This window comes from Mesorhizobium sp. M0207 (genome assembly GCF_040321995.1).
In the GTDB taxonomy this organism is placed as follows: domain Bacteria; phylum Pseudomonadota; class Alphaproteobacteria; order Rhizobiales; family Rhizobiaceae; genus Mesorhizobium.
In genome coordinates this window covers 40,031-62,509 of the sequence record NZ_JAMYSQ010000032.1, presented here as the reverse complement: position 1 = coordinate 62,509, position 22,479 = coordinate 40,031, and the positions used below count along the sequence as shown (strand labels likewise).

Sequence of the window (22,479 nt, the reverse complement as noted above, 5' to 3'; positions counted from 1 at the left end):
TCGAGGAGACGCTGAGCTTCTATCGGCTGCCGCTAGCTCACCACAAGCACATGAAGTCGACGAACATGCTGGAGCGGCTGAACCAGGAGATCAAGCGGCGCACCCTGGTCGTTCGCATCTTCCCCAACCCGCGGAGCTGTCTGCGGCTGGTTCGGGCATTGGCGGTGGAGATCCACGAGAACTGGCTCGAGGCGACCCGCTACCTCAACATGGATCATCTGCGCGAGCACAAGAAGGAGAGCCTGAGGGCCTTAGCCGCCTGAGCACCGTCATGTGTCCGCCGCTCCGCTAAACACGGGGGCTGCGCGGCGGACACGCCGACGTCAACGCAATGCCACACCATTTTGCAGAACTTGACGCACACAACTCGCTACGCGGCTGGCCTCCGCGGGGGCGCCGGAAGGCCGGCGGCCCGCAGTCGCGGGCTCGGCCTTCGGCCGTTTGCGCCCTTCTCGCCGTTCACGGGGCGAAGGTTCCGGCAGGCGTATGAGGGGCAGCGCAGGCGCCGGTGTCACAGCCGGTTCTCCTCCGCTGGGTCCAACAGCAACTCCAGCGCCTCCTCCGCCCGGTCGGCGGGCACGAACAGGTGATCGTGGTAGAAGGCCGAGACCGGATTGACGCCGATGCCGGCGGTGGCCAGCCGCGCGGTGATGGCGGCGAGGAAGCCGACCGCTTCCAGCGACGAATGGATGTTCAGCGTCAGCATCCGGCAGCGGAACACGGTTTTCAGTCCAGCGGCCTTGGCATGGTCTTCAAGCACGATCAGCGTCATGCCCTCGCGCTCGCGAAATGGCATCACCGGGTGGAGCCTGTCGGGAACGGGCGCATCGGGTGGCAACGTGGTGAAGACATGAACGCCGGCAAGCAATTCCGGCGTCATTGCCGCCAGCAACTGTTTCAGGTCGGTCTCTCCGGCCATCGGTTGCTTTCGTTGTGCGATCAGGCGGTGGTTGCCGTCGAGCGCTCGGAAGACACCTCTACGGATTTTCAATAACGCCCTCCACCTCACCCCGCAAGGTGGGCCAGGTTCGTTGCTGACTGAACTTGCACATCCAAGGTCGCCGTCCCCCGGAGCTGAAAAAGAGCTGGAGGCGTGTCGGATCGCCGTCATGGGCCGCGTCCTTGGTTCGAGCTGGCGGAGAGCCAGTGCTCACAACGACCGGAGGGAACATCAATGACCATGTCTCAGGCAGCACCCGTCTCATCGCGTGCCTTGTGGGCCGGCCGCGTGCTCAGCGCCGTAGTCGTGCTGTTCATGATCTTCGACGGCGTCATCAAGCTACCGCCGCTCGAAATCGTCACCCAGACCATGGTGCAGCTCGGCTGGCCGGCCGATGCCAATGTCTCGTGCATGCTCGGCATCATTGGACTGGTCTCGACAGCGCTTTACGCGCTGCCGCGCACCTCGGTGCTCGGCGCCATCCTGCTCACCGCCTATCTCGGCGGTGCCGTCGCCACGCATGTGCGTATCGGCAGCCCCTTGTTCTCGCACATACTGTTCGGCGTTTATCTCGGCGCCATCCTCTGGGGTGGCCTGTATCTGCGCGATCCAAGGGTGCGCGCGTTATTCCCGTTCAGCCAATAGCGCGACATCGAAAGCCGCTCGATGGTGGCCAGGCCGCCAGAGCGGGCGCGGTCTGCCGCCGCCTTTCTACTCTTTGGATCAAATTGAGCGCCGCCGGGCGGCAGCCGATCTTCTTCTTTGGATCAAATCGCCTGGTTGCGAGTTAGGGGGTGCAGCGGCGAGGACGGCACCCTGTTGGAGAGGAACGACAATGAAAAAGGTGATGATCTTGATGGCCCTGCTGGTCCCGCTCGGTGCCTGCTCCCGTACTGAGCAAGGCGCGGCAGTTGGTGGCCTGGGCGGTGCGGCGGTCGGCGCTGCTGTGGCCGGCAACCCGACCAAGGGCGCGGTGATCGGCGGTGCGGCCGGCGCTTTGGCCGGTGCGCTGATCGGCCGTGCCAGCGAAAGCGGCCAATGCCGTTATCGCGATCGTAACGGTCGTGTCTACGTTGCGAGTTGTCCGGAAGGCTATTGATCGGGCCGCATCATATGGATGCAATAGCAAAACGGCGGGCAGGGCCCGCCGTTTCGTGGTTGTGGAGATGATTTATTCGGCGCTGGCGGCTTCCGACTCGGCCGGCGCGGCTGCGGCGGCGGCAACGGCCGCGGCGGCATCTTCCTGCGCCTTCTTCAGCAAGGCTGCGCGCTCCTGCGCCTTCTTGCCGGGCTCGGCCTTCTTCGGGTTGGAGCGGGCTTCGCGCTTGGCGATGCCGGCTTCATCGAGGAAGCGCAGCACGCGGTCGGTCGGCTGGGCGCCATGCGACAGCCAATGCTTGACGCGCTCGGCGTCGACCTTGACGCGTTCGCCGTCCTTGGGCAGCAGCGGATTCCACGAGCCGAGCGACTCGATGAAACGGCCGTCGCGCGGCGAACGAGCGTCGGCGACGACGACATGGTAATAGGGACGCTTCTTCGAGCCCGCACGGGCCAATCGGATTTTCAGTGGCATTTCTTTCTCCTAAAAGCTCTGATCTGGTTGATCGGTTGGTGGCTGGTCCTCAGCCGGTTTTCGTCACGCCGTTGGATGCGGCGATCTGCTCGTGATGGCGGATCACTTCGCGGACGACGAAGTTCAGGAATTTCTCCGCGAAATCCGGGTCGAGATGGGCGTCCTTCGCCAGTTGGCGAAGACGGGCGATCTGCTCCTGCTCGCGCGCCGGGTCGGCAGGCGGCAGGCCATGTTCCGCCTTCAGCACGCCGACTGCCTTGGTGCAGCGGAAGCGCTCGGCCAGCATGTGGATCAGCGCCGCGTCGATATTGTCAATAGAGGCGCGATAATTGGCCAGCGCCGCACGCGCGTCCGCCATGTCCTTCTCTTCGTTCATGGCGCCCTCACTTCTTCTTGCCGAGGCCATTCTTGCCAAGCATTGGCAGCCCGCCACCGCCCGGCAGGCCGGGAAGTTTCATGCCGCCGGGCAGCCCAGGCAGGCCACCGCCACCGGGAAGACCACCGGGCAGGCCCTTCATGCCGCCGAGCCCGGCGGCCTGGGCCTGCTTCTGCAAGGCGTCGAGCTGCTTGGGGTCCATCTTGGAGAGGTCCGGCATGCCGCCGCCCATCATGCCGCCTCCGGGACCGCCTGGGCCGCCAGGCATCATGCCGCCGAGCCCCATCTTGGAAGCGAGGCCGCCCATCATGCCGCGCATCAGGCCGCCGCCTTTGCCCTTGCCGCCCATCGCCTTCATCATGTCGGCCATGCCGCGATGCATCTTCAACAGTTTGTTGATTTCGGCCGCGTCGGTACCCGAGCCGGCGGCGATGCGCTTCTTGCGCGAGTGCTTCAGAATATCGGGGTTGGCGCGCTCGGCCTTGGTCATCGACGAGATGATGGCGAGCTGGCGACCGAACATCTTGTCGTCGAGCCCGGCGGCGGCCATCTGGTCCTTCATCTTGCCCATGCCGGGCATCATGCCCATGATGCCACCCATGCCACCCATTTTCGACATTTGCTGAAGCTGGCCGGCGAGGTCGTTCAGGTCGAACTTGCCCGACTGCATCTTCCTGGCCATCGCCGCCGCCTGCTCGGCGTCGATGTTCTCGGCCGCCTTTTCGACGAGGCTGACGATGTCGCCCATGCCGAGGATGCGGTCGGCGATGCGCTTGGGGTGGAATTCCTCCAGCGCGTCCATTTTTTCGCCGGTGCCGATCAGCTTGATCGGCTTGCCGGTGACGGCGCGCATCGAGAGCGCCGCACCACCGCGGCCGTCGCCGTCCATGCGGGTCAGCACGAGGCCGGTGATGCCGACGCGCTCGTCGAAGCTTTTCGCCAGATTGACGGCGTCCTGGCCGGTCAGCGAATCGGCGACCAGCAGGATCTCGTGCGGCGACGACATCTTCTTGATGTCGGCCATCTCGACCATCAACGGCTCGTCGATATGGGTGCGGCCGGCGGTATCGAGGATGACGACGTCATGGCCGCCGAGCTTGGCCGCCTGCACGGCGCGGCGGGCGATATCGACCGGCGTCTGGCCGGCGACGATCGGCAATGTGGCGACCTTGACCTGCTCGCCGAGCTGGCGGAGCTGCTCTTGCGCGGCGGGACGCCGCGTGTCGAGCGAGGCCATCAAGACTTTCTTGTTTTGACGGTCGGCGAGGCGCCTGGCGATCTTGGCCGAGGTCGTCGTCTTGCCGGAACCCTGCAAGCCGACCATCATGATGACGACCGGAGCCGGTGCATTGAGGTCGATGGCGACGCCCTCGGCGCCGAGCATCTCGACCAGCTCGTCATGGACGATCTTGACGACCATCTGGCCGGGCTTGATCGACTTGACCACGGCGGCGCCGACGGCCTTCTCGCGCACCTTGTCGGTGAAGGAACGCACCACTTCCAGCGCCACGTCGGCCTCGAGCAACGCACGGCGCACCTCGCGCAGCGCCGCCGAGACATCGGCCTCCGACAAGGCGCCGCGGCCGGTGAGGCCGTTCAGGATCGAACCAAGGCGCTCTTGCAGGGACTCAAACACTGGTCAACCCGCCGCGCGACAGCGCCTTGGATTCATTTTGACCCCTGTCGGGCCGAAGGCCCTCCACGCCTCTTGTGCGTTCCTGTAGCGATTCAAACATTCTTTTTCCTTTTCCCTGGCACCCGGATGATGCCCGAGAGGTAATGCGTTCGCGCCAACTGTCCAAGCAAAAGCCGGTCCGGGCAAAGCCCAAAGCCAAAAAGCACCCGGGGGCGCACAGCGCTGCCGGGTGTTGGCCTCCGGGATCGATTTACAGCACTTCACCTCAAAGAGGTTTCGGCGTCCCGGTCGGTTTGCTCGGAGGAATACTCGTCGCGGAATTCGCGGCGTGTAGACAGGAAATCGGCCGCAGAGTCAAGCTTTGGTCAAGCTTTGCGTCAAATAGCTCAGGACGACCAGGCAATGCACATCAGCGCACGCTGCCGGCGCGCGCCATATCCGGCTCGACCTTCAGCGGTGAGCGCGGATGTAAAAGCAGCAGAACGGTCAACAGGCTGCTGACGATGCCGATCGAAGCGATGAGGACGGCGTCTGAAGTCGTCCAGCCCGCGGCTTCGAGCGGCTTGGCGTTGAACAGGGCGAAGGAATTATAGCTTTGCTGGTGCGAAATCAGCAGGAAGCCGGTCAGATTGTTGCCGAGATGGGCGCCAAAGCCGGCACCGAGATTGCCGGTTGCATAGACCAGAAGCGTTAGCAGCAGCGCAAAGGCGGCGATCGAGGCCAGCACGCAGGCATTGATGGCAGCGCTTGAACCTGGGCTCCAGTGCAGGGAGGTGAACAGCAATCCCGGCAGCAGCGCCCAGATGAAAGGGTTCTGGAACCGGCTCGCCAGGCCCCTGAGCAGATAACCGCGAAACAGCATCTCCTCCGACGAGGTTTGCAGAAAGGTCAGGGCGGCGATCGGGATCAGGAACAAAAGCCACGCGGACAAGCCGATCGCGCCGCGCGCGATGTCGGGCTGCAAACCATAAAGCAGGATCTCGGAAAGCAGCGAGGTGATCAGCACCGCGGTCAGTCCTTTCAGGAACCCCGACCAAGAAATGCGCCGGCTGACGCCAATCAGGGCTGTCAGCTTCTCGCGATGGATCCAGCGCATGGCAGCCCAAAGGCCGAGCCAGATTCCGGCAAATGAAGCCAGCGCCGCAAGGATGCCCGCAGGAGAGGCCATGAAATCCTGCACCGCTCCCCCACCTGGCGGGGCGGTGCCAGACGATGCCTGCCAAACGGCAAAGGCATAGGTGCCGCCGAACAGCACGGCGGCAGTGGTTCCGAGCCAGAACAGGATGACGACCACCGCTCCAAGCAGAAGCCGCGGCAAAGTGGTCTTGTTGTTAGCGGTGTGCCGGTACTGTTGGAAGGCGGTTGGGTCGATCGTCACGCGGGCTCGCTGGCTGGTGCTTCGGCTCGCAAGGTCTAGAACATCGGCCCCAATGTGGAAACCGGTATTGCAGCGGCAATACCGGCTTGTGGCAATGTCGGGAGTGCGAGCGGCCGCCATTACAGGGCGACCGCCCTGTTTGTATCGTCAGCGCACGACGTACACGATACGCCGGCTGCCCGGATCGACCAGTGCCGGCTGGCCGTTCACATAGACGTAACGGTAATCATAGTCCGGAATCTCGCGTAGCTCGACGGTGTCAGGCAACGTCGCGCCCGTCACCACCTCGCCCTCGAGATAGACCGGATCGAGCCGATGCGTACGTACATAGGTACGGATCTCGGCCGGCGGTCTCCGGATAGGCTCGATCGCCTCGCCGGCGACGATTGCTCCGGTATAGCTGTCGGAATACTCGACGCTATCGGCGGGCGGCGTCACGACGGCAATGTCGGCGCTGGCCGGACGCTGTGTCAGGACCACACGGCTGCCGCCGAAATCGGCCGTCACATAGTCGGAATAGACCCAGCCCTGGCCGTTAGCCTCGGCGATGGTGCACCATTTGCTGTTGGCGATGCAGCCGTCGAGCGTCGCCGACTGGCCGGCCGCAAGCACGCCGATCACCGGATATTGCGGGCCGGGGCCGGCGCGTACATTGAGATCAGTGATGGCCGAGACGGCGGTGTCGGCCAAGGAAGAGCCCGACATCGCCATGAGCGCTCCGGCCACCGCCGGAAACAATATGCGTTTCATGGTCTTCTCTCCGTTTCACAGTCCCTTGGCACGGAAAACGAAGCAAAGCCGCATGCGTTCCGGCTAAAAGGCTTCGGCCGGCTCACGATTTGTTCCAGTCGTTTTCGGCAGGTCGGTCAAAAGCTCGTGAACAAAAGCAAGTTTTTGCGCCGCCACGTCCGAGATGACGAAGGGATAGAGATCGGGCAGGCCCATGCAGCGGTTGATCGAGTTGGACGCCTCCGACAGCACCAGCCAGCGGTCGAGAATCCTTTCGAAGGGCTCTGGGCTGGCGGCGGGTTCCGATGGTGCCGGCTGCAACTTGCCGCCGGTATCGGCGCGCGGCAGCTCGTTGGCTTCAACGGTTTCCAGCCGGCCGAGCGGGAAATTCAGGGCATGCACCATCTCCAGCGTGTCAGTGATGTGCATGTGATGCGCCCATGTCTCGGCCCAGTCCTCCCATGGGTGCGACGTCGCATAGGCCGAGATATGGCGCTGCTGCCAGTCGGGCGGCGCGCCATCGGCATAATAGGTCTTCAGCGCCTGTTCGTAGCCGGCGCGCTCGTCGCCGAACAAAGCGCGAAAACCGGCAAGCTTTTGCGAATCGTCGCGGATCAGGCGGTCCCAGTAATAATGGCCGAGTTCATGGCGGAAATGGCCGAGCAGCGTGCGGTAGTTCTCGCCCATCTCGACGCGCCGCCGTTCGCGCTCTGCCGAATCCGCTTCGGCGACGTTGAGCGTGATCCGGCCGTTGTCATGACCGGTCAGGATACGTTCGCCGCCCGGACCGCCGCCGATCGGATCGGCAAGAAAATCGAAAGCGAGACCGATCTCGTCGCCAACGTCCTGCTTGGGTGCGACCGGCAGGCCGAAGGCGAGCAGCGAATAGACGGCACGCTTCTTTGCCGCCTCGACACGGATCCAGCGGCGGCGGTTGCCGTCGACCGACAGATCCGGGATCAGCTGGTTCAGCGCACAGGCGCGGCAGAAGGCGTGGCCGGGCTCCGCCATCCAGTTGCAGGCGCATTCGTCGGCATTGGTGCAATAGAAGACCTCGGCGCCGGACAGCGCGAAGCGCGCATGCTCGGGATCGTAGAGCACGAGGCTGGCGCAGTTCAGGCATTGCGCGTTCTCGAAATAGAGACGGTGGCCGCAATGCGGGCAGTCGAAAAGCTTCATTGGCGTCTCAAATCATTCGAAATGCGGAGGACGATAGCAGGAGAACGCCAAACGCCTGTCAGCTGCCGACGTTCCTGCCGGCAGATGCTATTTTGCCGCAAGCTGGGCGACGACCTCCTTGGCCACTGCCTCGCCCGACAATCTGGCGCCGCCGCAGGTCTGCATCAGCGGACCGGCCAAGTGCTCGCCGGCGAAGAAGATCTTTTCCGCCACGGGCTGCATCAGCGTGGCGCGCGCTTGCGAGCGGCCGGGCCGCCGCCGCCGCATAGCACACAACCGCTCAGCGCCCCGCCGATGATCACGACATCAACGTCTTCCACGCTTATTCTGTCCCCGCCACAATAATTACTTGATCGTAGGCAAATTCCCGGGCGTCCGCCAGTGTGGTGGATTTGAGGTTCCTGCTGTATTGAGTGCATCGGCGTGGCGCCGGGGCAGTGACAAGCAGGTGTTTCGCAGGCAAGTTCGCAATTGGGAACGTGATTCAGGCAACCAGGAGAGCAGCATGGCATTTCTTGCCAAGGGGAAGATGTTTGTAGTGGCCACGGTGGTGGCGGTGCTTGCGCTGGCGACGGGCGCGCAGGCGGCGGCCAGCTGTGGCAAGAGCGGCGCCGGCTTCGAGGCATGGAAACCGGAGTTCGCCGCGGAGGCGAAGGCCGACGGTGTCGGCTCGAAAGGTCTGGCCGCTCTGGCTCGCGCAACCTACGCGACAAAGACGATCTCCGTCGACCGCGCCATCCATAAGGCTTTCAGCGGCTCGGTGGAAGCTTTCATGAAGCGCCGTGGCGCGTCCGCGATCATTGCCAGGGGCCGTGCGCTGAAGAAGGCCAATGCTGCGCTGTTCGACAAGATCGAACGGAATTACGGCGTGTCGCCGGGCGTGTTGCTCGCCATCTGGGGTATGGAGACCGGCTTCGGTTCCGCCATGGGCAACCAGAATACGGTCTCCGCCATTTTAACGCTGGCCTATGACTGCCGCCGTCCGGAGTTCTTCTACCCGCATGCCATTGCGGCCCTGAAGCTGGTTGATCGCGGAGCGTTGAGCGCCTCGTCGGTCGGTGCCGCGCATGGCGAGATTGGCCACACGCAGTTCCTGCCCGGAAATGTTTTGACGTATGGTGTCGGAAACAAAAACCTGCGTGACAAGGCCACTGCGTTGGCTTCTACCGCCAACTTCCTCAAGAGTCATGGTTGGCGGGCCGGCGCGAGCGCGCAGGCGAATATGGGCGCAATTGCTGGCTGGAATTCGGCGAGCGTCTATCAACAGGCCATCGCCCGCATGGCCACGGCGATCGATGCCGACTGATAGAAAATCTCTATTCGACAGAAAGCCCGGCCATGCGCCGGGCTTTTTTGCGGGTGGTCTATCCAGAGCATTTCACGGCCGGATTGAATCCCGCCGGGGCCCCTGCCGCGAGGGTAACGGCATGGATACTTGGGTCTTCGCAACGTCGCTTCGCTTCTGCTCCGCCCTGGGATGACGAAGCGAGGGAGGCTTCGGCCAATCTCAAGGTTGCCGTTTGCCGGCAAAATTACGCTGCAACAGTACTGGTTCCTCTGCACAGAGGTTTTGGTTCCTTGACAGAGCCTGAAAGGGCTGTGGATGGGAGCCTGCCGATCGGGCTGCCAATCGCCAAGGTTTGCGATTAGCGATAAGCCACCACATCTTCGTCATCCCAGGGTCTGCGCCGCGTCGCTTCGCTCCTTGCTCCGGCCTGGGATGACGAAGTCGAGGGGTGTCTCAGCAAATCTCCGAGGTTGCGATTTGCAGCTGAAATTGGCCGCTGACAGAACTATCGACGGTTGCTGCCGCTTCCAACCCGTCAAAATCACTGTCCAGAGAAACTGGCTATTTTCTACGGTTACGCGCCGCCAGTGTCCTCAGCCTGAGCGCGTTGAGGCGGATGAAACCTTCTGCGTCCTTCTGATCATAGGCGCCGCGGTCGTCCTCGAAGGTGACCAGCGCGTCGGAATAGAGCGTCTTCCTCGACTTGCGGCCGGTGACAATCACGTTGCCCTTGTAGAGCTTCAGCCGCACCGTGCCTTCGACGTCTTCCTGGCTCTTGTCGATCATTGCCTGCAGCATCAGCCGCTCGGGCGCGAACCAGAAGCCGTTGTAGATCAGCTCGGCATAGCGCGGCATGAACTCGTCCTTGAGGTGGGCCGCACCACGGTCGAGCGTAATCGATTCGATCGCCCGATGGGCGGCGATCAGGATGGTGCCGCCGGGGGTCTCGTAGACACCGCGTGATTTCATGCCGACGAAACGGTTCTCGACCAGGTCGAGCCGGCCGATGCCATTGTCACGGCCGAGATCGTTCAGCGCCGCCAGCATCGTCGCCGGCGAGAGTTTCTTGCCGTCGAGCGCGATCGGATCGCCCTTGAGGAATTCGATCTCGATCTCGGTGACCTCATCCGGCGCATCCATCGGCGAGATGGTGCGCTGGTGGACGAATTCCGGCGGCTCGCTCCACGGGTCCTCCAGCACCTTGCCCTCGGAGGAGGAGTGCAGCAGGTTAGCGTCGACGGAAAACGGCGCGTCGCCCTTCTTGTCCTTCGGCACCGGGATCTGGTGCTGCTCGGCGAAATTGATGAGATCGGTGCGCGACTTGAACGACCAGTCGCGCCAGGGCGCGATAACCTTGATGTCGGGGTTGAGCGCATAGGCTGAGAGCTCGAAACGAACCTGGTCGTTACCCTTGCCGGTGGCGCCATGCGCGATGGCATCGGCGCCGGTCTCTTTTGCGATCTCGACAAGATGTTTCGAAATCAGCGGCCGGGCGATCGAGGTGCCGAGCAGATAGGTGCCTTCATAGACGGCGTTGGCGCGGAACATCGGAAAGACGAAATCGGATACGAACTCCTCGCGGACATCGACGATGCGGATGTCCTTGATGCCCATCATCTCGGCCTTGCGCCTGGCCGGCTCCAGCTCGCCACCCTGGCCTAGATCGGCGGTGAAGGTGACGACCTCGGCGCCGAGCTCGGTCTGCAGCCATTTCAGGATGATCGAGGTATCAAGGCCGCCGGAATAGGCGAGCACGACTTTCTTGACGGCTTTTGCTTTCGACATGGTGGGCGGTTCCGCGACAGGGGTTCTTCGCGGGCGAGGTATCACGGCGTTTTAGGCCAGCGCAAGGGACGAACGATGCCTGGACCAGATGCTGTATCGCCCAGAGGCTGGCGAGAATACGGCTCTTGCGGTATGGCTGCGCCGTCTTTTTGCCGCTACGAGACGAACCATGTCCTTCATCCCCGATGGTACGACGCTTATCCAGTTCTCCATCGCCACCTTCATCCTGGCGATCACGCCCGGGCCTGACATGACGCTGTTCGTGTCGCGCACGCTGAGCCAGGGCCGTGCCACCGGCTTTGCCTCGATGGCCGGCGCCTTGTGCGGCACGCTGATCCACACCACGCTGGTGGTGGTCGGCGTCTCGGCGCTGATCGTCGCCTCGCCGATGGCGTTCTTCGTGCTGAAGATTTTTGGCGCCGGCTATCTGGTCTTCCTGGCATGGCAGGCGATCACAAAAGGGTCGGCGTTTTCACCGGAGAAGAAGAGCGGGCCGCAGATCTCGCTGTTCCGCAGCTGGGCGGCGGGGCTTGGGGTCAATCTGCTCAACCCGAAGATCATCCTGTTCTTCATGACCTTCCTGCCGCAATTCGTCTCCGCGCATGATCGCAACGCGCCGGGAAAACTGTTCTTCCTAGGCGCGATGTTCGTCGTGCTGGCGATCCCGGTGACGGCGCCGATGGTGCTGGCGGCGGAAAAATTCTCGGCCGCGATGAAATCCAGCCCGCGCGTGACGCGCGTCGTCGACTATCTCTTTGCCGGCGTTTTTTCGGCCTTCGCGCTCAAGATCCTGACGGCCCAGGCGAAATAGGGTCTATTCTTACTTGACCATGATCTTTTCCGAAAACCGGCCTCCACTTTTCGGGATCATGGTCCAATCTGACGCCAGCTTCCGGCCGAGCGCCCGGCGCTCAGCCAGTAGAAAATACCGCCGACCATGCCGCAGCCGATCACCGCCAGCATGACGCTGGTATTGGTAACCTCGAAATTGGCATCGGCCGTCTGGTGGACGAAGCCAAGGAAGACCGCTGCCACCACAGCACCCGCCAGCGCATAGAACAGCCAGTCACGTCGGCCAAGGATCTCGGAGGCGAGGATGGCGATGACGGCCGGCATGAAAGCGAAATAGGCGACGAACAGCCCGACGAAGGGGATTGAAAACCACAGCGAGGCCTGCGCCGCCGGTTGCGTCTCGTCCGTCATCAGCCCAAGAGACGCCAGGAACATGATGTTAAGGAAGGCGCTTGCCGCTAGCGAAGCAACGCCATAGCCGACAAGGATGACGGCGAAGCGGATCAGATAGGCGACGAGGCGGTTCACGCCTCGCCATGCCCCGCGATCATCATCGCTTCCAGCGCCAGCCGGTCGACCTTGCGCATGCGCTCGGAGTCCGACTTGAGCTGGCCGCAGGCGGCTAGGATGTCGCGGCCGCGCGGCGTGCGGATCGGCGAGGCATAGCCGGCATTGTTGATGTAGTCGGCGAATTTCTCGATCGTCTCCCAGTCCGAGCACTGGTAGTTGGTGCCCGGCCACGGATTGAACGGGATCAGATTGATCTTGGCGGGGATGCCCTTGAGCAGCTTGACCAGCGCCTTGGCGTCCTCGATCGAATCGTTGACGTCCTTCAGCATGACATATTCGAAGGTGATCCGCTTGGCGTTGGACAGGCCGGGATAGGCACGGCAGGCAGCGATCAGTTCGTTCAGCGGATACTTCTTGTTGATAGGCACCAAAAGGTCGCGCAGATCGTCGTTGGTGGCGTGCAGCGAGATCGCCAGCATGACGCCGATCTCCTCACCGGTGCGGAAGATCTCGGGCACCACGCCTGAGGTCGAGAGCGTGATGCGCCTCTTCGACAGGGAAAGCCCGTCGCCGTCGGATGCGATAAGCAGGGCCTTCTTCACCGCCTCGAAATTGTAGAGCGGCTCGCCCATGCCCATCATGACGACGTTGGACACTTTCCGCCCCTCGGCCGGCACGATGGCGCCGTCGGGCGTGTCGCGGTCGGGGAAATCGCCAAGCCGGTCCCGGGCGGTCAAGAGCTGGGCGAGGATTTCCTCGGCGGTCAGGTTGCGCACCAGTTTCTGCGTGCCGGTGTGGCAGAAGGAGCAGGTCAGGGTGCAGCCGACTTGCGAAGAGATGCAGAGCGTGCCGCGGCCTTCTTCGGGAATGTAGACGGTCTCGATCTCGACCGGCCGGCCGGCGCCGCGCGGCGGAAAGCGGAACAGCCATTTGCGGGTTCCGTCGGAGGAAATCTGCTCCTCGACGATCTCGGGCCTGGCGACGGTGAAATGCCTGTCGAGCGCGGCGCGCAGATCCTTGGAGATGTTGAACATGCCGGCGAAGTCGGAAACGCCGCGCACATAGATCCAATGCCAGAGCTGTTGGGCGCGCATTTTCGCCTGGCGCTCCGGCACGATGCCGGCGGCGACGAGGGCGGCCCCGAGTTCGGCGCGCGTCAAGCCGATCAGCGACGGTTTTTCAGGCGTCGTGCGCGTGCGCAACGCGTCACGCGCGCCTTCGACGGTAAGATCGAATGAAAGGGTCATTGTTGCGCCAATATAAGCGATTTGCGGCCGAATACAGCATCGTGCCCGAAATGAAGCGCGGCGCATAGCACAGGTTAGCGGCGGAGTCATGCCGGGCGCGCAAGCAAGGGCAGGGCTTCAGAAAAGGCTGGCGTCCAGTTTTACGTTGGAGACAACCAAATTGGCGACCTCGGCGCTGCCCTCATCCGACGGCGACGCCAGCGCCGTTCCTGCAACGCCGGCAATTGGCGAAAGCTTCCATGCGGCGCTCTTCTCCGCGTCACCATACGGGGAGAAATGCCCGGCAGGGCACTGAGGGCGGCCTCAACGCCTAAAAGGTTCGTTGTTCTTCCGGCTCTACCTACTTGCACTTGGCGATCGAGGCCAGCGCCGCCGAGATGCCCTTCAGCGAGAAGACGTAGGTGGTGGTGTTGCCGCGGCCGGACTTGGCCGACACCTTCATGTCGGTGCCGGTCTTCATCGCGGCGATCAGCACCGGCTCCTCGGCGGCGTTCTCGACCCAGGCCGACTTGCCGCGCGTGAACATCGAAAAAGACTTCTTGTCGATGGTGACGGTGGCCTTGGAACCTTCCTGGAAGGTATAGCCGGCAATGAATTGCGGCTCGTAGGACACTTGCTGCCCCGGCCGCTGGCTGACGAAGAAGAACATGTCGCCGTGATCGAGCGTCGGCGGCTGCTTGTCGGTTGGCACCGTCAGGACATAGCAGACCTTGCCGCCGCCCGACGCCTGATAACTGTAGGTGCCCCAGGCATTATGCTGGCCGATCTTGGTTGCCGACTGCGCCAGCGCGGGCGCCGTCAAGGCCACCAGGGCCAGGCTGGAAACTATAGCAATCAATCCGCGCATCGCTTTTCCCGTATTCCACTGGTGCGGCGGCAGGCCGGCTCGGCGTCCTGCCCGTCGCTTCATTTTGATTTAATCTGGGTTACCAAACGGTGAATTTCCCCTTAGAAAAGGATGTTCACGCCAGGAAACCGCCGCCGTCTTCGCGCTGCCGCTCGAAAAAGCGGCTGGCGCAATGTCCCTGCCGCGACTTGGAGGCCACGAAAACGGCAAGAGTTTGACTTTTCAAGCAGCTAGGTCTTGCGGCGATTCTCGCTTTTTGAGGTGCGTGACGAATTTCCCTGCAGGCGGTACCATGTCTGCGTTCGCCGCCACGGCGCTCGGCCAGGGTGCCCTCCCTGGCGGCTTACGGGAGATTTGGCCATGGCCATTTCCGAGACAGTTCTGATCCTGGCGGGCGGCACAGTCGTCCTGGCGATCGTGTTCGGCGTTCGTGTCGCCGTCCGCGTGGCGGCCGGTGGCGCGGTGCCCCGGTCGGATGGCGGGGAGGCGGCGGGCGGATCGGGCGCCCCCGACGTGGCCGGGGTCATTGCGCTGCCACCTTTGATCTTCCTCGGCTTCCTGGTGGCGGCAACCGTGCTCGAGGTGCTCGTGCCGCTCCCGGTCATGGCCGGGCAGGCGCTCGCCCGCTATCTGACCGGCGCCGTGCTCGCGGTGTGCGGCTTCGTGTTCATCTTTATGGCAGCGGGCCGCTTTCAGGCCGCTGGAACCAACATACCACCGACCTTGCCAACGACGGCGCTGGTCGTCGACGGTATCTATCGGCGGACCAGGAACCCGTTCTATCTGGGAGCGACCCTCATCTATTTGGGCCTCGGCGTCGCGGCCGGAAGTCTTTGGGCTATCGCGCTCGTCGTCCCCCTGCTGTGGGTGATCAATACCGGCGTCATCGCGCCGGAAGAGCGCTACCTCGAGCGGAAGTTCGGAGATGTCTATCGCGCCTACAAGGCGCGGGTGCGGCGGTGGGTTTGACGGCCGGAAAGTCGCTTCTCACGCGATTTTTTGCGCCGCACCGGCTCAGCTCTTGTCGGCGATGGCCTGCCTGGCGGCGAGCCGGTGCGCCGGCGTGATGTGGGCGCTGACGGCGGTAATCGCGGCGGTCAGCACGGCGATGTCGTCGGTGAAGCCTAGCCCAAGGATGAAATCGGGGATGACGTCCGTCGGCAGCACGAAATAGCCGAGCGCAGCAAGCAAGGTGCCCTTGGCGCGAAGCGGCGTCTTCTTGTCCATGGCACAGTAATAGGCGGCGACCACCTCTTCCATAAACGGGATATGCCGGGCGGCCTTCTTCGCCGTACGCCAGAACTTTTCGCGCACTTCGCTCTCGTTGCCCGGCTTGCTGCCGAGGCCGAAGAAATCAAAACCGGATTTTTGCGCCATCAACCTCTCCTTGCGGCCGTCGCGTGACTTCACGCGTGACCGCGAGGCAAAATGTGGTGAAAGCCGAACCTCGCTGCAAGGTGCAGATAGGCTCAGCCGCCGAAATAGCGGTTCATTTTCCTGGCCAGATCGAAATCCAGCGCGGTCAGGCCGCCGGCGTCGTGCGTGTTGAGCGTCACGTTTACCGTCTTATAGACGTTCGACCAGTCGGGATGGTGGTCCATCTTCTCCGCGGCCAGGGCAACGCGGGTCATGAAGGCAAAGGCTTCGGAGAAATTCTTGAAGGTGAAGCTGCGGGTGATCGAGCCACCATCCTTGGCCAGCGACCAGCCGTCGAGGCCGGCAAGTTCGGCGCGGATCGCCTCTTTTGCTAGTTTCTCCCTGGCCATGTCCGTCTACCGCATGATCCGCGAAGCGTCGGCGGCGCCGACCAAACGGCTGGCGACCCGGCTGTCGGCACCTGAAAGCGGCCAGGCCTCCTCGACGACGTAAGGGCCGCCGCCGACCGAATCGCGCGACGACATCAGCACGAAGCGGCCGACCCGGAACGGCAGCGTCGAAAAATTGCCGCGCGCCGACAGGTACTGGGCAACGTCGAGCGGGCTCGAGTTGCGCAGGCGAGCCAGCGTCACATGCGGCATGAACTTGCGCGGGTCGGCCGGGATGCCGAGCCGCTGGCAGATGCGCTCGATCTCGGCCTGCAATGCGGAAAGATCGGGCGAAGCGGCGACCCCGGCCCACACCGCATGCGGCTTCTTCTGGCCGAAGGCGCCGACGCCGGACAGCGTCAGCGGGAAGGACGGGCGGTGAACACGGTCAAGCGCATTGGCGATTTCGTCGGCGACATGGCCCTCGACATCGCCGATAAAGCGCAGCGTCAGATGATAGTTTTCGACGTCGATCCAGCGGGCTCCGGGCAGGCCGCCCCTGAGCAGGGACAGCGAAAGAGCGGCATCACGCGGTATCTCGAGGGCGGTAAAAAGACGCGGCATGGGAAGCCTCCTGTCCTCGAATCGAACTCTTGCCCCTAGCGAATCATCGATATTCAAACGGGGCAAGGGGTTTGTTGGTCGCAGGCCTGCCTAAAAGCTTCCCCAACGGAAGGTATTGCGACGGCGAACCCTCGCCTTCAGGAATTGCCCCGGACCGCTTCAATGATCTTTTCCACACTGGGCAGGATACCCTCGACGATGCGGTCGACGCCTCGGGCGTTTGGATGAAGGCCGTCCTCGAGTTGCAGGACGGATTGACCGGCGATGCCCTCGAGAAAGAAAGGATAGAGCGGCACGCCGTATTTTTCAGCCAATCGCGGAAAGATTGCGTCGAACGCGTTCTGGTAGTTGGCGCCAAGATTGGGCGCCGCGCGCATTCCGGCAAGCAAAACGGCGATCTTGCGCTGCTTCAGTTTTGCCAGCATGGCGTCCAGGTTCTTTTCCGCTATGGCGGGCGAAACGCCGCGCAGCATGTCGTTGGCGCCGAGCTCCAGGATGACGAGTTGCGTGCCGTCCGGCACCGACCAGTCGAGCCTCGACAGGCCGCCGCTCGTCGTATCGCCGGAGACGCCGGCGTTGGCGACCGTGACATCGTAGCCCTTGGCGCGCAGCGCCGCCTGCAGCTTCTCGGTGAAGCCCTGACCTGGCCCGAGGCCATAACCCGCCATCAAGCTGTCGCCGAAACCGACAATGGTGAACGGTTCGGCGCGCGCCGACGAAATGGCGCCGCAAATGGCGAGGAAAAGGGCGAACGCTGCGGCAAAGGTGTGTTTGAAAGCCATGCGGCAGGCCCCATATGACCAGGAACATCTGTTGGCGAAGGCAGGTTTTCGTCTTTGTCGAGCATCGGATGCTCTAGCCTTCATCCCCCATATAGGACGATTTGATTTTGGAAGAAGCCGTCATTTCGCTGAAAGACGTATCGCTGACGCTCGGCGAAGGTGCATCCTCGGTCCATGTGCTGAAGGGCGTCAGCCTCGATGTGGCGGGCGGCGAAGCGACCGGCATCGTTGGACCTTCAGGTTCGGGAAAGTCGACATTGCTGATGGTTTTGGCCGGGCTTGAAAGGGTCGATTCGGGCACGGTCCGAATTGCCGGCGAGCTGCTCAACGGCAAAAGCGAAGATCAGATCGCATCGTTTCGGGGACGAAACATCGGCATCGTGTTCCAGTCGTTCCATCTCATCCCCAATATGACGGCGCTGGAAAACGTTGCGGTCCCGCTGGAGCTTGCCGGCCATGTCGATCCGTTCGACGTAGCGGCACGCGAGCTGGCGGCGGTGGGCTTGAGCGATCGCGTCACCCATTACCCCGGCGAATTGTCTGGCGGCGAGCAGCAGCGCGTGGCGATCGCCCGGGCGCTGGCGCCGTCGCCGCGCATCCTGATCGCCGACGAGCCGACCGGCAATCTCGACCAGGCAACGGGGCGGCACGTCGCCGACCTGCTGTTTGCCAAGGCGGCCGAACGCGGCATGACGCTGGTGCTGGTCACGCATGACCCGGTACTCGCGGCGCGCTGCTCGCGCCAGGTGTCGATGCGGTCGGGGCTGATCGAAGACGCGCCTAAGCCGGCCACCAGGGCTGGCAGGGTGACCGCATGATGCCGCTGGCGCGCACGCTGAGGCTCGCCTTTCGGTTTTCGCTGCGAGAAATGCGTGGCGGGCTGTCCGGCTTCCTGATCTTCCTTGCCTGCATCGCGCTCGGCGTCGCTGCGATCGGCGGCGTCAATTCGGTGGCGCAGGCTATTTCCGCCGGTGTTGCCGACCAGGGCCAGACGCTGCTCGGCGGTGATCTCCGCTTCCAGCTCAACCAACGCGATCCGACCAGAGCCGAACGCAGCTTCCTCGACCGGCTTGGCACGGTTTCGCACAGTGCCAATATGCGCTCGATGGCGAGGCTCGAGGACGGCTCCGACCAGGCGCTGGTCGAGGCCAAGGCGGTCGACGGCGCCTATCCGCTCTACGGCGCGCTGGAGACCGAGCCGGTGCTGTCGCGAGAAGATCTGTTCGGCGAAAAATCCGGGGTCTTCGGCGCCGCCGCGCCGGACCTCTTGTTCGAGCGGCTGAACCTTGGCATCGGTGACCGGCTGAAGCTCGGCAGCGCGACGTTCGAGCTGCGTGCCAGGCTGGTCAACGAGCCGGATGCAGTGTCGGATGGCTTCGGTTTTGCGCCGCGGCTGATGGTGTCGACCGACGGGCTTGCCGCTTCCGGCCTGATCCAGCCGGGCAGCCTGGTCGAGAACGCCTATAAGGTCCGCCTGCCCGGCGGCACCACTGAGGCACTGATCAAGGCGATCCAGGAGCAGGCGGCAAACCAGTTCCCGCAGGCCGGCTGGTCGATCCGCACCCGCAGCAACGCAGCACCGGCGCTGTCCTCGAATATCGAACGGTTTTCGCAATTCCTGACTCTGGTTGGGTTGACGGCGCTGGTGGTCGGCGGCGTCGGCGTGGCCAATGCGGTGCGTGCCTATCTCGACGGCAAGCGCGGCGTCATCGCCACCTTCAAGAGCCTGGGGGCTTCGGGCGGCTTCGTCTTTGCCGTCTATCTGGTGCAGATCCTGATGATCGCCGCCCTCGGCATCACGCTAGGCCTTGTGCTTGGCGCGCTGATGCCGTTCGCGGCCAGCGCCGCACTCCAATCGGTCATTCCAGTGCCGGCGGAAGGTGGGTTCTATCCCGGCGCCCTCGGCATGGCAGCGCTGTTCGGGCTGCTGGTGACGCTGGCTTTCGCCTTGCTGCCGCTCGGCCGCGCCCGCGACGTGCCGGCAACGGCGCTGTTTCGCGAAATGGGTTTCGAGGGCCGCGGTTTTCCCCGCCCGCTCTATATCGCCGCGGCATTGGGCATCGCGCTGTTGCTCGCGGTACTGGCGATCCTGTTTTCCGGCGACCGCCGTATTGCCTCGATCTTCGTTGGCGCCACGATCTTTTCGTTCCTGGTGCTGCGTGTGGTCGGCTCGCTGGTGCAGTGGGCGGCGAAGAAAAGCCCGCGCGTGCGCTCGACCGCGCTCAGGCTCGCCATCGGCAACATCCATCGGCCTGGCGCCTTGACGCCGTCCGTGGTGCTGTCGTTGGGACTCGGGCTGACGCTGCTGGTGACGCTGGCGTTGATCGACGGCAATCTCAGGCGGCAGATTTCGGGCAGCCTGCCGGAAAGGGCACCGAACTTCTTCTTCGTCGATATCCAGAGCAGTGACGTCGATGCCTTCTCCGCGCTGGTCGGCAAAGAGGCACCGCAAGGCAGGCTGATCAAGGTGCCGATGTTGCGCGGCCGGGTGATGGCGCTCAACGGCGTCAATGTCGACAAGGTCAAGGTTCCGGCCGAAGGCGCCTGGGTACTGCGCGGCGACCGTGGCCTGACCTATGACGCAAAGCTGCCGGAGAATGCGACGCTGACCGAGGGCAGCTGGTGGCCGGAGAACTATGCCGGCGAGCCGCTGGTCTCGTTTTCCGCCGAGGAAGGCAAAGAGATCGGGCTGAAGCTCGGCGACACCATCACCGTCAACGTGCTCGGCCGCAACATCACGGCCAAGATCGCCAATTTCCGCCAGGTCGAATGGGAAACCATAGGCATCAATTTCGTCATGGTGTTCTCGCCCAACACGTTCGCCGGTGCGCCGCATGGCTGGTTGGCGACGCTGACCGAGACGAATGCGTCGGCAGCCGACGATGCGCATCTTCTCAACGCCGTCACGCGTGCCTTTCCCGCGGTGACGACGGTCAGGGTCAAGGACGCGCTCGAAATCGTCAACCGGCTGGTGGCGCAGCTCGGCACAGCAATCAGGGCAGCAGCGGGGGTGGCGTTGATCGCCTCGGTGCTGGTGCTGGCCGGGGCGCTCGCCGCCGGCAACCGGGCTCGCATTCACGACGCGGTGGTGCTGAAGACCCTGGGTGCGACCAGAAAAACGCTGATCGCCGCGTTTTCGCTGGAATACATGCTGATCGGCCTTGCTACCGCGATCTTCGCGCTGGCGGCGGGCGCTGTGGCGGCATGGTTCGTCGTCGCGCGCATCATGACGCTGCCATCGCACTTCATGCCCGAGGTGGCGGTGGCGACCATCGGCTTTTCGCTGGTGGTCACGGTCGGCATCGGCCTTGCCGGCACGTGGCGGGTGCTGGGCCACAAGGCGGCGCCGGTGCTGCGGAATCTTTGAGCCAGAGCCGGTTTCGATTAAATCTCGGTAATGTTCCGGGCGGGAAGGCCAATAAAACCGTATCTCCGGCACTTCACGGAGCATTACGCTTGGTTACGGTCTTGTCCTTTACGCCAAGAACCATCATATTTCGGCGCAGGCATGCTGGAGCCCCGCCAGCGGCGCCTGGGTTCAAAAGGACCTGACACCGGACGGGGCAGAAGCAATATGAGGATTTCCATGGCTGATCCCGTTCGCAATTATCAGACGCGCGCCGTGCCCGGCGCCGGCGTCGATGCTGCCATCGACCAGGGCCTGCGGGCCTACATGATTAAGGTCTACAATCTGATGGGGCTTGGCCTCCTCATCACCGGCCTTGCCGCGGTCGGCACAATCATGCTGGCCACTACCAGCGATCCCGCCTCGGCGGTCGCGACGTTGCCAAGCGGCGAGATGCTGACCTCGTTCGGCTACGCGATCTTCGGCTCGCCGCTGAAATGGCTGGTGATCTTCGCCCCGCTGGCAGCGGTGATGTTCCTGTCGTTCCGCGTCCAGTCGATGAGCGTTTCGGCCGCGCAGACGACATTCTGGGTCTACGCCGGCCTCGTCGGCCTGTCGCTGTCGTCGATCTTCCTGGTCTACACCACCGCCAGCATCTCGCAGACCTTCTTCGCCACCGCCGCCGCCTTTGGCGGGCTGTCGCTCTACGGCTACACGACCAAGCGCGATCTCTCGGCGTTCGGGTCGTTCCTGGTCATGGGCCTGGTCGGCCTGATCATCGCGATGGTGATCAACATCTTCCTGCAGTCGTCGGCGCTTTCCTTCGCCGTTTCGGCGATCGGCGTGCTGATCTTCGCTGGCCTCACCGCCTACGACACGCAGAACATCAAGGAGATGTACTTCGAGGGCGACGAGACCGATGTCGCCGGCCGCAAGGCGATCATGGGCGCATTGAGGCTCTATCTCGACTTCATCAACCTGTTTATGTTTCTGCTGCAGTTCATGGGCGACCGTCGCTAAGTACGGTTTTCCTGGACCAGCGAGTTTGGAAAGGGCGGCCCAATGGCCGCCCTTTTCTTTTGTCCCGGCTTTTGCTGTGATATAGGGCAGATGAACGACGTGCCTAAATTATGAGCAGCATCACGATACGCGCCGCGACATTGGCCGACCTTGACCAGATCACGGAAATCTATGCCGACGCGGTGATAAACGGCACGGCGAGCTACGAACTCGAACCGCCGAGCCGCGCCGAGATGGGCACGCGCTTCGACACTCTGATGGCGGGCGGCTTTCCCTATCTCGTTGCGGAAAAGGCCGGCGCCGTGCTCGGCTATGCCTATGCCGGGGCGTTCCGGCCGCGCCCGGCCTACCGCTTCGTCGTCGAGGATTCCGTCTATGTCGCGCCCGAGGCCAAAGGGCAAGGCGTCGGGCTGCTCTTGATGCAAGGGCTGATCGAAGCGGCCAAGGCGGCGGGTTTTCGCCAGATCATCGCGGTGATCGGCGACGGCCGGCCCGACAGCGCCTCGGTAAGGTTGCACGAGAAGCTCGGCTTTCGTCATTCCGGCCGCCTGGAAGGCTCAGGCTATAAGCACGGACGCTGGCTGGACACGGTTTTCATGCAGCTGCCGATCAACGGCGGGGCGTCCATCCCGCCTGATCCGCAATCGCTGCCCGAGCGCAAGTTCCGCCTGCAAAAATAAAG

The 22,479-nt window shown here is 63.3% G+C and carries 26 protein-coding genes; 10 read left to right on the top strand and 16 right to left on the bottom strand.

Annotation, left to right across the window (positions count from 1 at the left end):
- Window positions 1-263, top strand: a 263-nt coding sequence (locus NKJ15_RS29105) for a transposase (protein ID WP_352819236.1), incomplete at its 5' end; no start/stop codon positions are given.
- Window positions 264-511: 248 nt separating this feature from the next.
- Here NKJ15_RS29105 and NKJ15_RS29100 read toward each other — a convergent pair.
- Entirely contained in the window at window positions 512-919 is a 408-nt protein-coding gene (locus NKJ15_RS29100; RefSeq protein ID WP_352819235.1) for an ACT domain-containing protein, read from the bottom strand.
- A gap of 255 nt (window positions 920-1,174) precedes the next feature.
- On the opposite strand from NKJ15_RS29100, the gene NKJ15_RS29095 reads away from it, so the two are divergent.
- Both NKJ15_RS29095 and NKJ15_RS29090 read left to right on the top strand, forming a co-directional pair.
- Complete coding sequence (locus NKJ15_RS29095) at window positions 1,175-1,585, top strand: DoxX family protein (protein WP_352819233.1); 411 nt, start codon at window positions 1,175-1,177, stop codon at window positions 1,583-1,585.
- 190 nt (window positions 1,586-1,775) lie between these two features.
- Window positions 1,776-2,039, top strand: coding sequence for a YMGG-like glycine zipper-containing protein (locus NKJ15_RS29090; RefSeq protein WP_023680734.1), 264 nt, complete (start codon window positions 1,776-1,778; stop codon window positions 2,037-2,039).
- A gap of 72 nt (window positions 2,040-2,111) precedes the next feature.
- On the opposite strand, the gene rpsP is transcribed toward NKJ15_RS29090, so the two are convergent.
- The 7 genes from rpsP to NKJ15_RS29055 form a co-directional block, all read right to left on the bottom strand.
- The gene (gene rpsP, locus NKJ15_RS29085) at window positions 2,112-2,513 is read right to left on the bottom strand and encodes a 30S ribosomal protein S16 (protein ID WP_352615509.1); all 402 of its coding nucleotides are present in this window, start codon (window positions 2,511-2,513) and stop codon (window positions 2,112-2,114) included.
- A gap of 49 nt (window positions 2,514-2,562) precedes the next feature.
- Window positions 2,563-2,889, bottom strand: coding sequence for a chorismate mutase (locus NKJ15_RS29080; protein WP_254817890.1), 327 nt, complete (start codon window positions 2,887-2,889; stop codon window positions 2,563-2,565).
- Window positions 2,890-2,896: 7 nt separating this feature from the next.
- Window positions 2,897-4,525 carry a signal recognition particle protein gene (gene ffh / locus NKJ15_RS29075; protein WP_352819231.1) on the bottom strand — a complete coding sequence of 543 codons (1,629 nt, stop codon included), beginning with the start codon at window positions 4,523-4,525 and terminating at the stop codon, window positions 2,897-2,899.
- A gap of 409 nt (window positions 4,526-4,934) precedes the next feature.
- Window positions 4,935-5,903 (bottom strand): CPBP family intramembrane glutamic endopeptidase, encoded by a 969-nt coding sequence (locus NKJ15_RS29070; RefSeq protein ID WP_352615507.1) that lies wholly within the window; start codon window positions 5,901-5,903, stop codon window positions 4,935-4,937.
- A gap of 147 nt (window positions 5,904-6,050) precedes the next feature.
- Window positions 6,051-6,653, bottom strand: coding sequence for a DUF1236 domain-containing protein (locus NKJ15_RS29065; protein WP_352819229.1), 603 nt, complete (start codon window positions 6,651-6,653; stop codon window positions 6,051-6,053).
- 63 nt (window positions 6,654-6,716) lie between these two features.
- Window positions 6,717-7,811, bottom strand: a complete 1,095-nt coding sequence (locus tag NKJ15_RS29060; protein WP_352819227.1) for a zinc-binding metallopeptidase family protein — start codon at window positions 7,809-7,811, stop codon at window positions 6,717-6,719.
- Between the two features lie 87 nt (window positions 7,812-7,898).
- Window positions 7,899-8,024, bottom strand: coding sequence for a hypothetical protein (locus tag NKJ15_RS29055; RefSeq protein WP_352817233.1), 126 nt, complete (start codon window positions 8,022-8,024; stop codon window positions 7,899-7,901).
- A gap of 292 nt (window positions 8,025-8,316) precedes the next feature.
- Here NKJ15_RS29055 and NKJ15_RS29050 point away from each other — a divergent pair, with 292 nt between their 5' ends.
- Window positions 8,317-9,117: a lytic murein transglycosylase gene (locus NKJ15_RS29050; RefSeq protein WP_352817236.1), complete on the top strand. Its 801-nt coding sequence runs from the start codon at window positions 8,317-8,319 to the stop codon at window positions 9,115-9,117.
- A gap of 543 nt (window positions 9,118-9,660) precedes the next feature.
- Here NKJ15_RS29050 and NKJ15_RS29045 read toward each other — a convergent pair.
- Entirely contained in the window at window positions 9,661-10,884 is a 1,224-nt protein-coding gene (locus tag NKJ15_RS29045; protein WP_352540807.1) for an argininosuccinate synthase, read from the bottom strand.
- Window positions 10,885-11,053: 169 nt separating this feature from the next.
- Between NKJ15_RS29045 and NKJ15_RS29040 the strand changes: the two genes are divergently transcribed.
- Window positions 11,054-11,695, top strand: coding sequence for a LysE family translocator (locus NKJ15_RS29040; protein WP_352819225.1), 642 nt, complete (start codon window positions 11,054-11,056; stop codon window positions 11,693-11,695).
- Window positions 11,696-11,751: 56 nt separating this feature from the next.
- Here the strand turns inward: NKJ15_RS29040 and NKJ15_RS29035 are convergent, their stop codons facing one another.
- The 3 genes from NKJ15_RS29035 to NKJ15_RS29025 all read right to left on the bottom strand — a co-directional run bounded on the left by NKJ15_RS29035 (window position 11,752) and on the right by NKJ15_RS29025 (window position 14,280).
- Window positions 11,752-12,204 (bottom strand): hypothetical protein, encoded by a 453-nt coding sequence (locus tag NKJ15_RS29035; protein WP_352819223.1) that lies wholly within the window; start codon window positions 12,202-12,204, stop codon window positions 11,752-11,754.
- Entirely contained in the window at window positions 12,201-13,433 is a 1,233-nt protein-coding gene (rlmN, locus tag NKJ15_RS29030; protein ID WP_352615494.1) for a dual-specificity RNA methyltransferase RlmN, read from the bottom strand. The genes NKJ15_RS29035 and rlmN overlap by 4 nt, the downstream gene beginning before the upstream one ends.
- A 340-nt stretch (window positions 13,434-13,773) precedes the next feature.
- Window positions 13,774-14,280, bottom strand: coding sequence for an invasion associated locus B family protein (locus tag NKJ15_RS29025; protein WP_023721899.1), 507 nt, complete (start codon window positions 14,278-14,280; stop codon window positions 13,774-13,776).
- Window positions 14,281-14,640: 360 nt separating this feature from the next.
- Here NKJ15_RS29025 and NKJ15_RS29020 point away from each other — a divergent pair, with 360 nt between their 5' ends.
- Window positions 14,641-15,249 carry a methyltransferase family protein gene (locus tag NKJ15_RS29020; RefSeq protein ID WP_352819221.1) on the top strand — a complete coding sequence of 203 codons (609 nt, stop codon included), beginning with the start codon at window positions 14,641-14,643 and terminating at the stop codon, window positions 15,247-15,249.
- A gap of 45 nt (window positions 15,250-15,294) precedes the next feature.
- Here NKJ15_RS29020 and NKJ15_RS29015 read toward each other — a convergent pair whose 3' ends face one another.
- From NKJ15_RS29015 to NKJ15_RS29000, 4 genes are all read right to left on the bottom strand, one after another.
- Complete coding sequence (locus tag NKJ15_RS29015) at window positions 15,295-15,657, bottom strand: YkvA family protein (RefSeq protein WP_352819219.1); 363 nt, start codon at window positions 15,655-15,657, stop codon at window positions 15,295-15,297.
- A gap of 92 nt (window positions 15,658-15,749) precedes the next feature.
- Entirely contained in the window at window positions 15,750-16,046 is a 297-nt protein-coding gene (locus tag NKJ15_RS29010; RefSeq protein WP_023679826.1) for a 4a-hydroxytetrahydrobiopterin dehydratase, read from the bottom strand.
- Between the two features lie 6 nt (window positions 16,047-16,052).
- Window positions 16,053-16,649, bottom strand: a complete 597-nt coding sequence (gene thpR / locus NKJ15_RS29005) for an RNA 2',3'-cyclic phosphodiesterase (protein ID WP_352719379.1) — start codon at window positions 16,647-16,649, stop codon at window positions 16,053-16,055.
- Between the two features lie 137 nt (window positions 16,650-16,786).
- Window positions 16,787-17,431, bottom strand: coding sequence for an arylesterase (locus tag NKJ15_RS29000; protein WP_352819217.1), 645 nt, complete (start codon window positions 17,429-17,431; stop codon window positions 16,787-16,789).
- Between the two features lie 107 nt (window positions 17,432-17,538).
- Here NKJ15_RS29000 and NKJ15_RS28995 point away from each other — a divergent pair, with 107 nt between their 5' ends.
- The 4 genes from NKJ15_RS28995 (at window position 17,539) to NKJ15_RS28980 (ending at window position 22,477) form a co-directional block, all read left to right on the top strand.
- Window positions 17,539-18,249: an ABC transporter ATP-binding protein gene (locus NKJ15_RS28995; RefSeq protein WP_352819216.1), complete on the top strand. Its 711-nt coding sequence runs from the start codon at window positions 17,539-17,541 to the stop codon at window positions 18,247-18,249.
- Complete coding sequence (locus NKJ15_RS28990; protein ID WP_352701416.1) at window positions 18,249-20,798, top strand: ABC transporter permease; 2,550 nt, start codon at window positions 18,249-18,251, stop codon at window positions 20,796-20,798. Before NKJ15_RS28995 ends, NKJ15_RS28990 begins: the two co-directional genes overlap by 1 nt.
- Before the next feature lie 219 nt (window positions 20,799-21,017).
- Complete coding sequence (locus tag NKJ15_RS28985; RefSeq protein WP_254817871.1) at window positions 21,018-21,797, top strand: Bax inhibitor-1/YccA family protein; 780 nt, start codon at window positions 21,018-21,020, stop codon at window positions 21,795-21,797.
- Window positions 21,798-21,907: 110 nt separating this feature from the next.
- Window positions 21,908-22,477, top strand: coding sequence for a GNAT family N-acetyltransferase (locus NKJ15_RS28980; protein ID WP_352470829.1), 570 nt, complete (start codon window positions 21,908-21,910; stop codon window positions 22,475-22,477).
- The last annotated feature ends 2 nt before the right edge of the window (window positions 22,478-22,479 follow it).

Excerpts from the sequence above, each read along its gene's own strand:
- NKJ15_RS29050 (WP_352817236.1), top strand. The coding sequence starts at position 8,317 with ATGGCATTTCTTGCCAAGGGGAAGATGTTTGTAGTGGCCACGGTGGTG.
- NKJ15_RS29100 (WP_352819235.1), bottom strand. The coding sequence starts at position 919 with ATGGCCGGAGAGACCGACCTGAAACAGTTGCTGGCGGCAATGACGCCG.
- NKJ15_RS29090 (WP_023680734.1), top strand. The coding sequence starts at position 1,776 with ATGAAAAAGGTGATGATCTTGATGGCCCTGCTGGTCCCGCTCGGTGCC.
- NKJ15_RS29015 (WP_352819219.1), bottom strand. The coding sequence starts at position 15,657 with ATGGCGCAAAAATCCGGTTTTGATTTCTTCGGCCTCGGCAGCAAGCCG.
- NKJ15_RS29020 (WP_352819221.1), top strand. The coding sequence starts at position 14,641 with ATGGCCATTTCCGAGACAGTTCTGATCCTGGCGGGCGGCACAGTCGTC.
- NKJ15_RS29025 (WP_023721899.1), bottom strand. The coding sequence starts at position 14,280 with ATGCGCGGATTGATTGCTATAGTTTCCAGCCTGGCCCTGGTGGCCTTG.
- NKJ15_RS28990 (WP_352701416.1), top strand. The coding sequence starts at position 18,249 with ATGCCGCTGGCGCGCACGCTGAGGCTCGCCTTTCGGTTTTCGCTGCGA.
- rlmN (WP_352615494.1), bottom strand. The coding sequence starts at position 13,433 with ATGACCCTTTCATTCGATCTTACCGTCGAAGGCGCGCGTGACGCGTTG.
- NKJ15_RS29045 (WP_352540807.1), bottom strand. The coding sequence starts at position 10,884 with ATGTCGAAAGCAAAAGCCGTCAAGAAAGTCGTGCTCGCCTATTCCGGC.
- thpR (WP_352719379.1), bottom strand. The coding sequence starts at position 16,649 with ATGCCGCGTCTTTTTACCGCCCTCGAGATACCGCGTGATGCCGCTCTT.
- NKJ15_RS29095 (WP_352819233.1), top strand. The coding sequence starts at position 1,175 with ATGACCATGTCTCAGGCAGCACCCGTCTCATCGCGTGCCTTGTGGGCC.
- NKJ15_RS29010 (WP_023679826.1), bottom strand. The coding sequence starts at position 16,046 with ATGGCCAGGGAGAAACTAGCAAAAGAGGCGATCCGCGCCGAACTTGCC.
- NKJ15_RS29040 (WP_352819225.1), top strand. The coding sequence starts at position 11,054 with ATGTCCTTCATCCCCGATGGTACGACGCTTATCCAGTTCTCCATCGCC.
- NKJ15_RS29000 (WP_352819217.1), bottom strand. The coding sequence starts at position 17,431 with ATGGCTTTCAAACACACCTTTGCCGCAGCGTTCGCCCTTTTCCTCGCC.
- NKJ15_RS29080 (WP_254817890.1), bottom strand. The coding sequence starts at position 2,889 with ATGAACGAAGAGAAGGACATGGCGGACGCGCGTGCGGCGCTGGCCAAT.
- rpsP (WP_352615509.1), bottom strand. The coding sequence starts at position 2,513 with ATGCCACTGAAAATCCGATTGGCCCGTGCGGGCTCGAAGAAGCGTCCC.
- NKJ15_RS29060 (WP_352819227.1), bottom strand. The coding sequence starts at position 7,811 with ATGAAGCTTTTCGACTGCCCGCATTGCGGCCACCGTCTCTATTTCGAG.
- NKJ15_RS28985 (WP_254817871.1), top strand. The coding sequence starts at position 21,018 with ATGGCTGATCCCGTTCGCAATTATCAGACGCGCGCCGTGCCCGGCGCC.
- NKJ15_RS28980 (WP_352470829.1), top strand. The coding sequence starts at position 21,908 with ATGAGCAGCATCACGATACGCGCCGCGACATTGGCCGACCTTGACCAG.
- NKJ15_RS29065 (WP_352819229.1), bottom strand. The coding sequence starts at position 6,653 with ATGAAACGCATATTGTTTCCGGCGGTGGCCGGAGCGCTCATGGCGATG.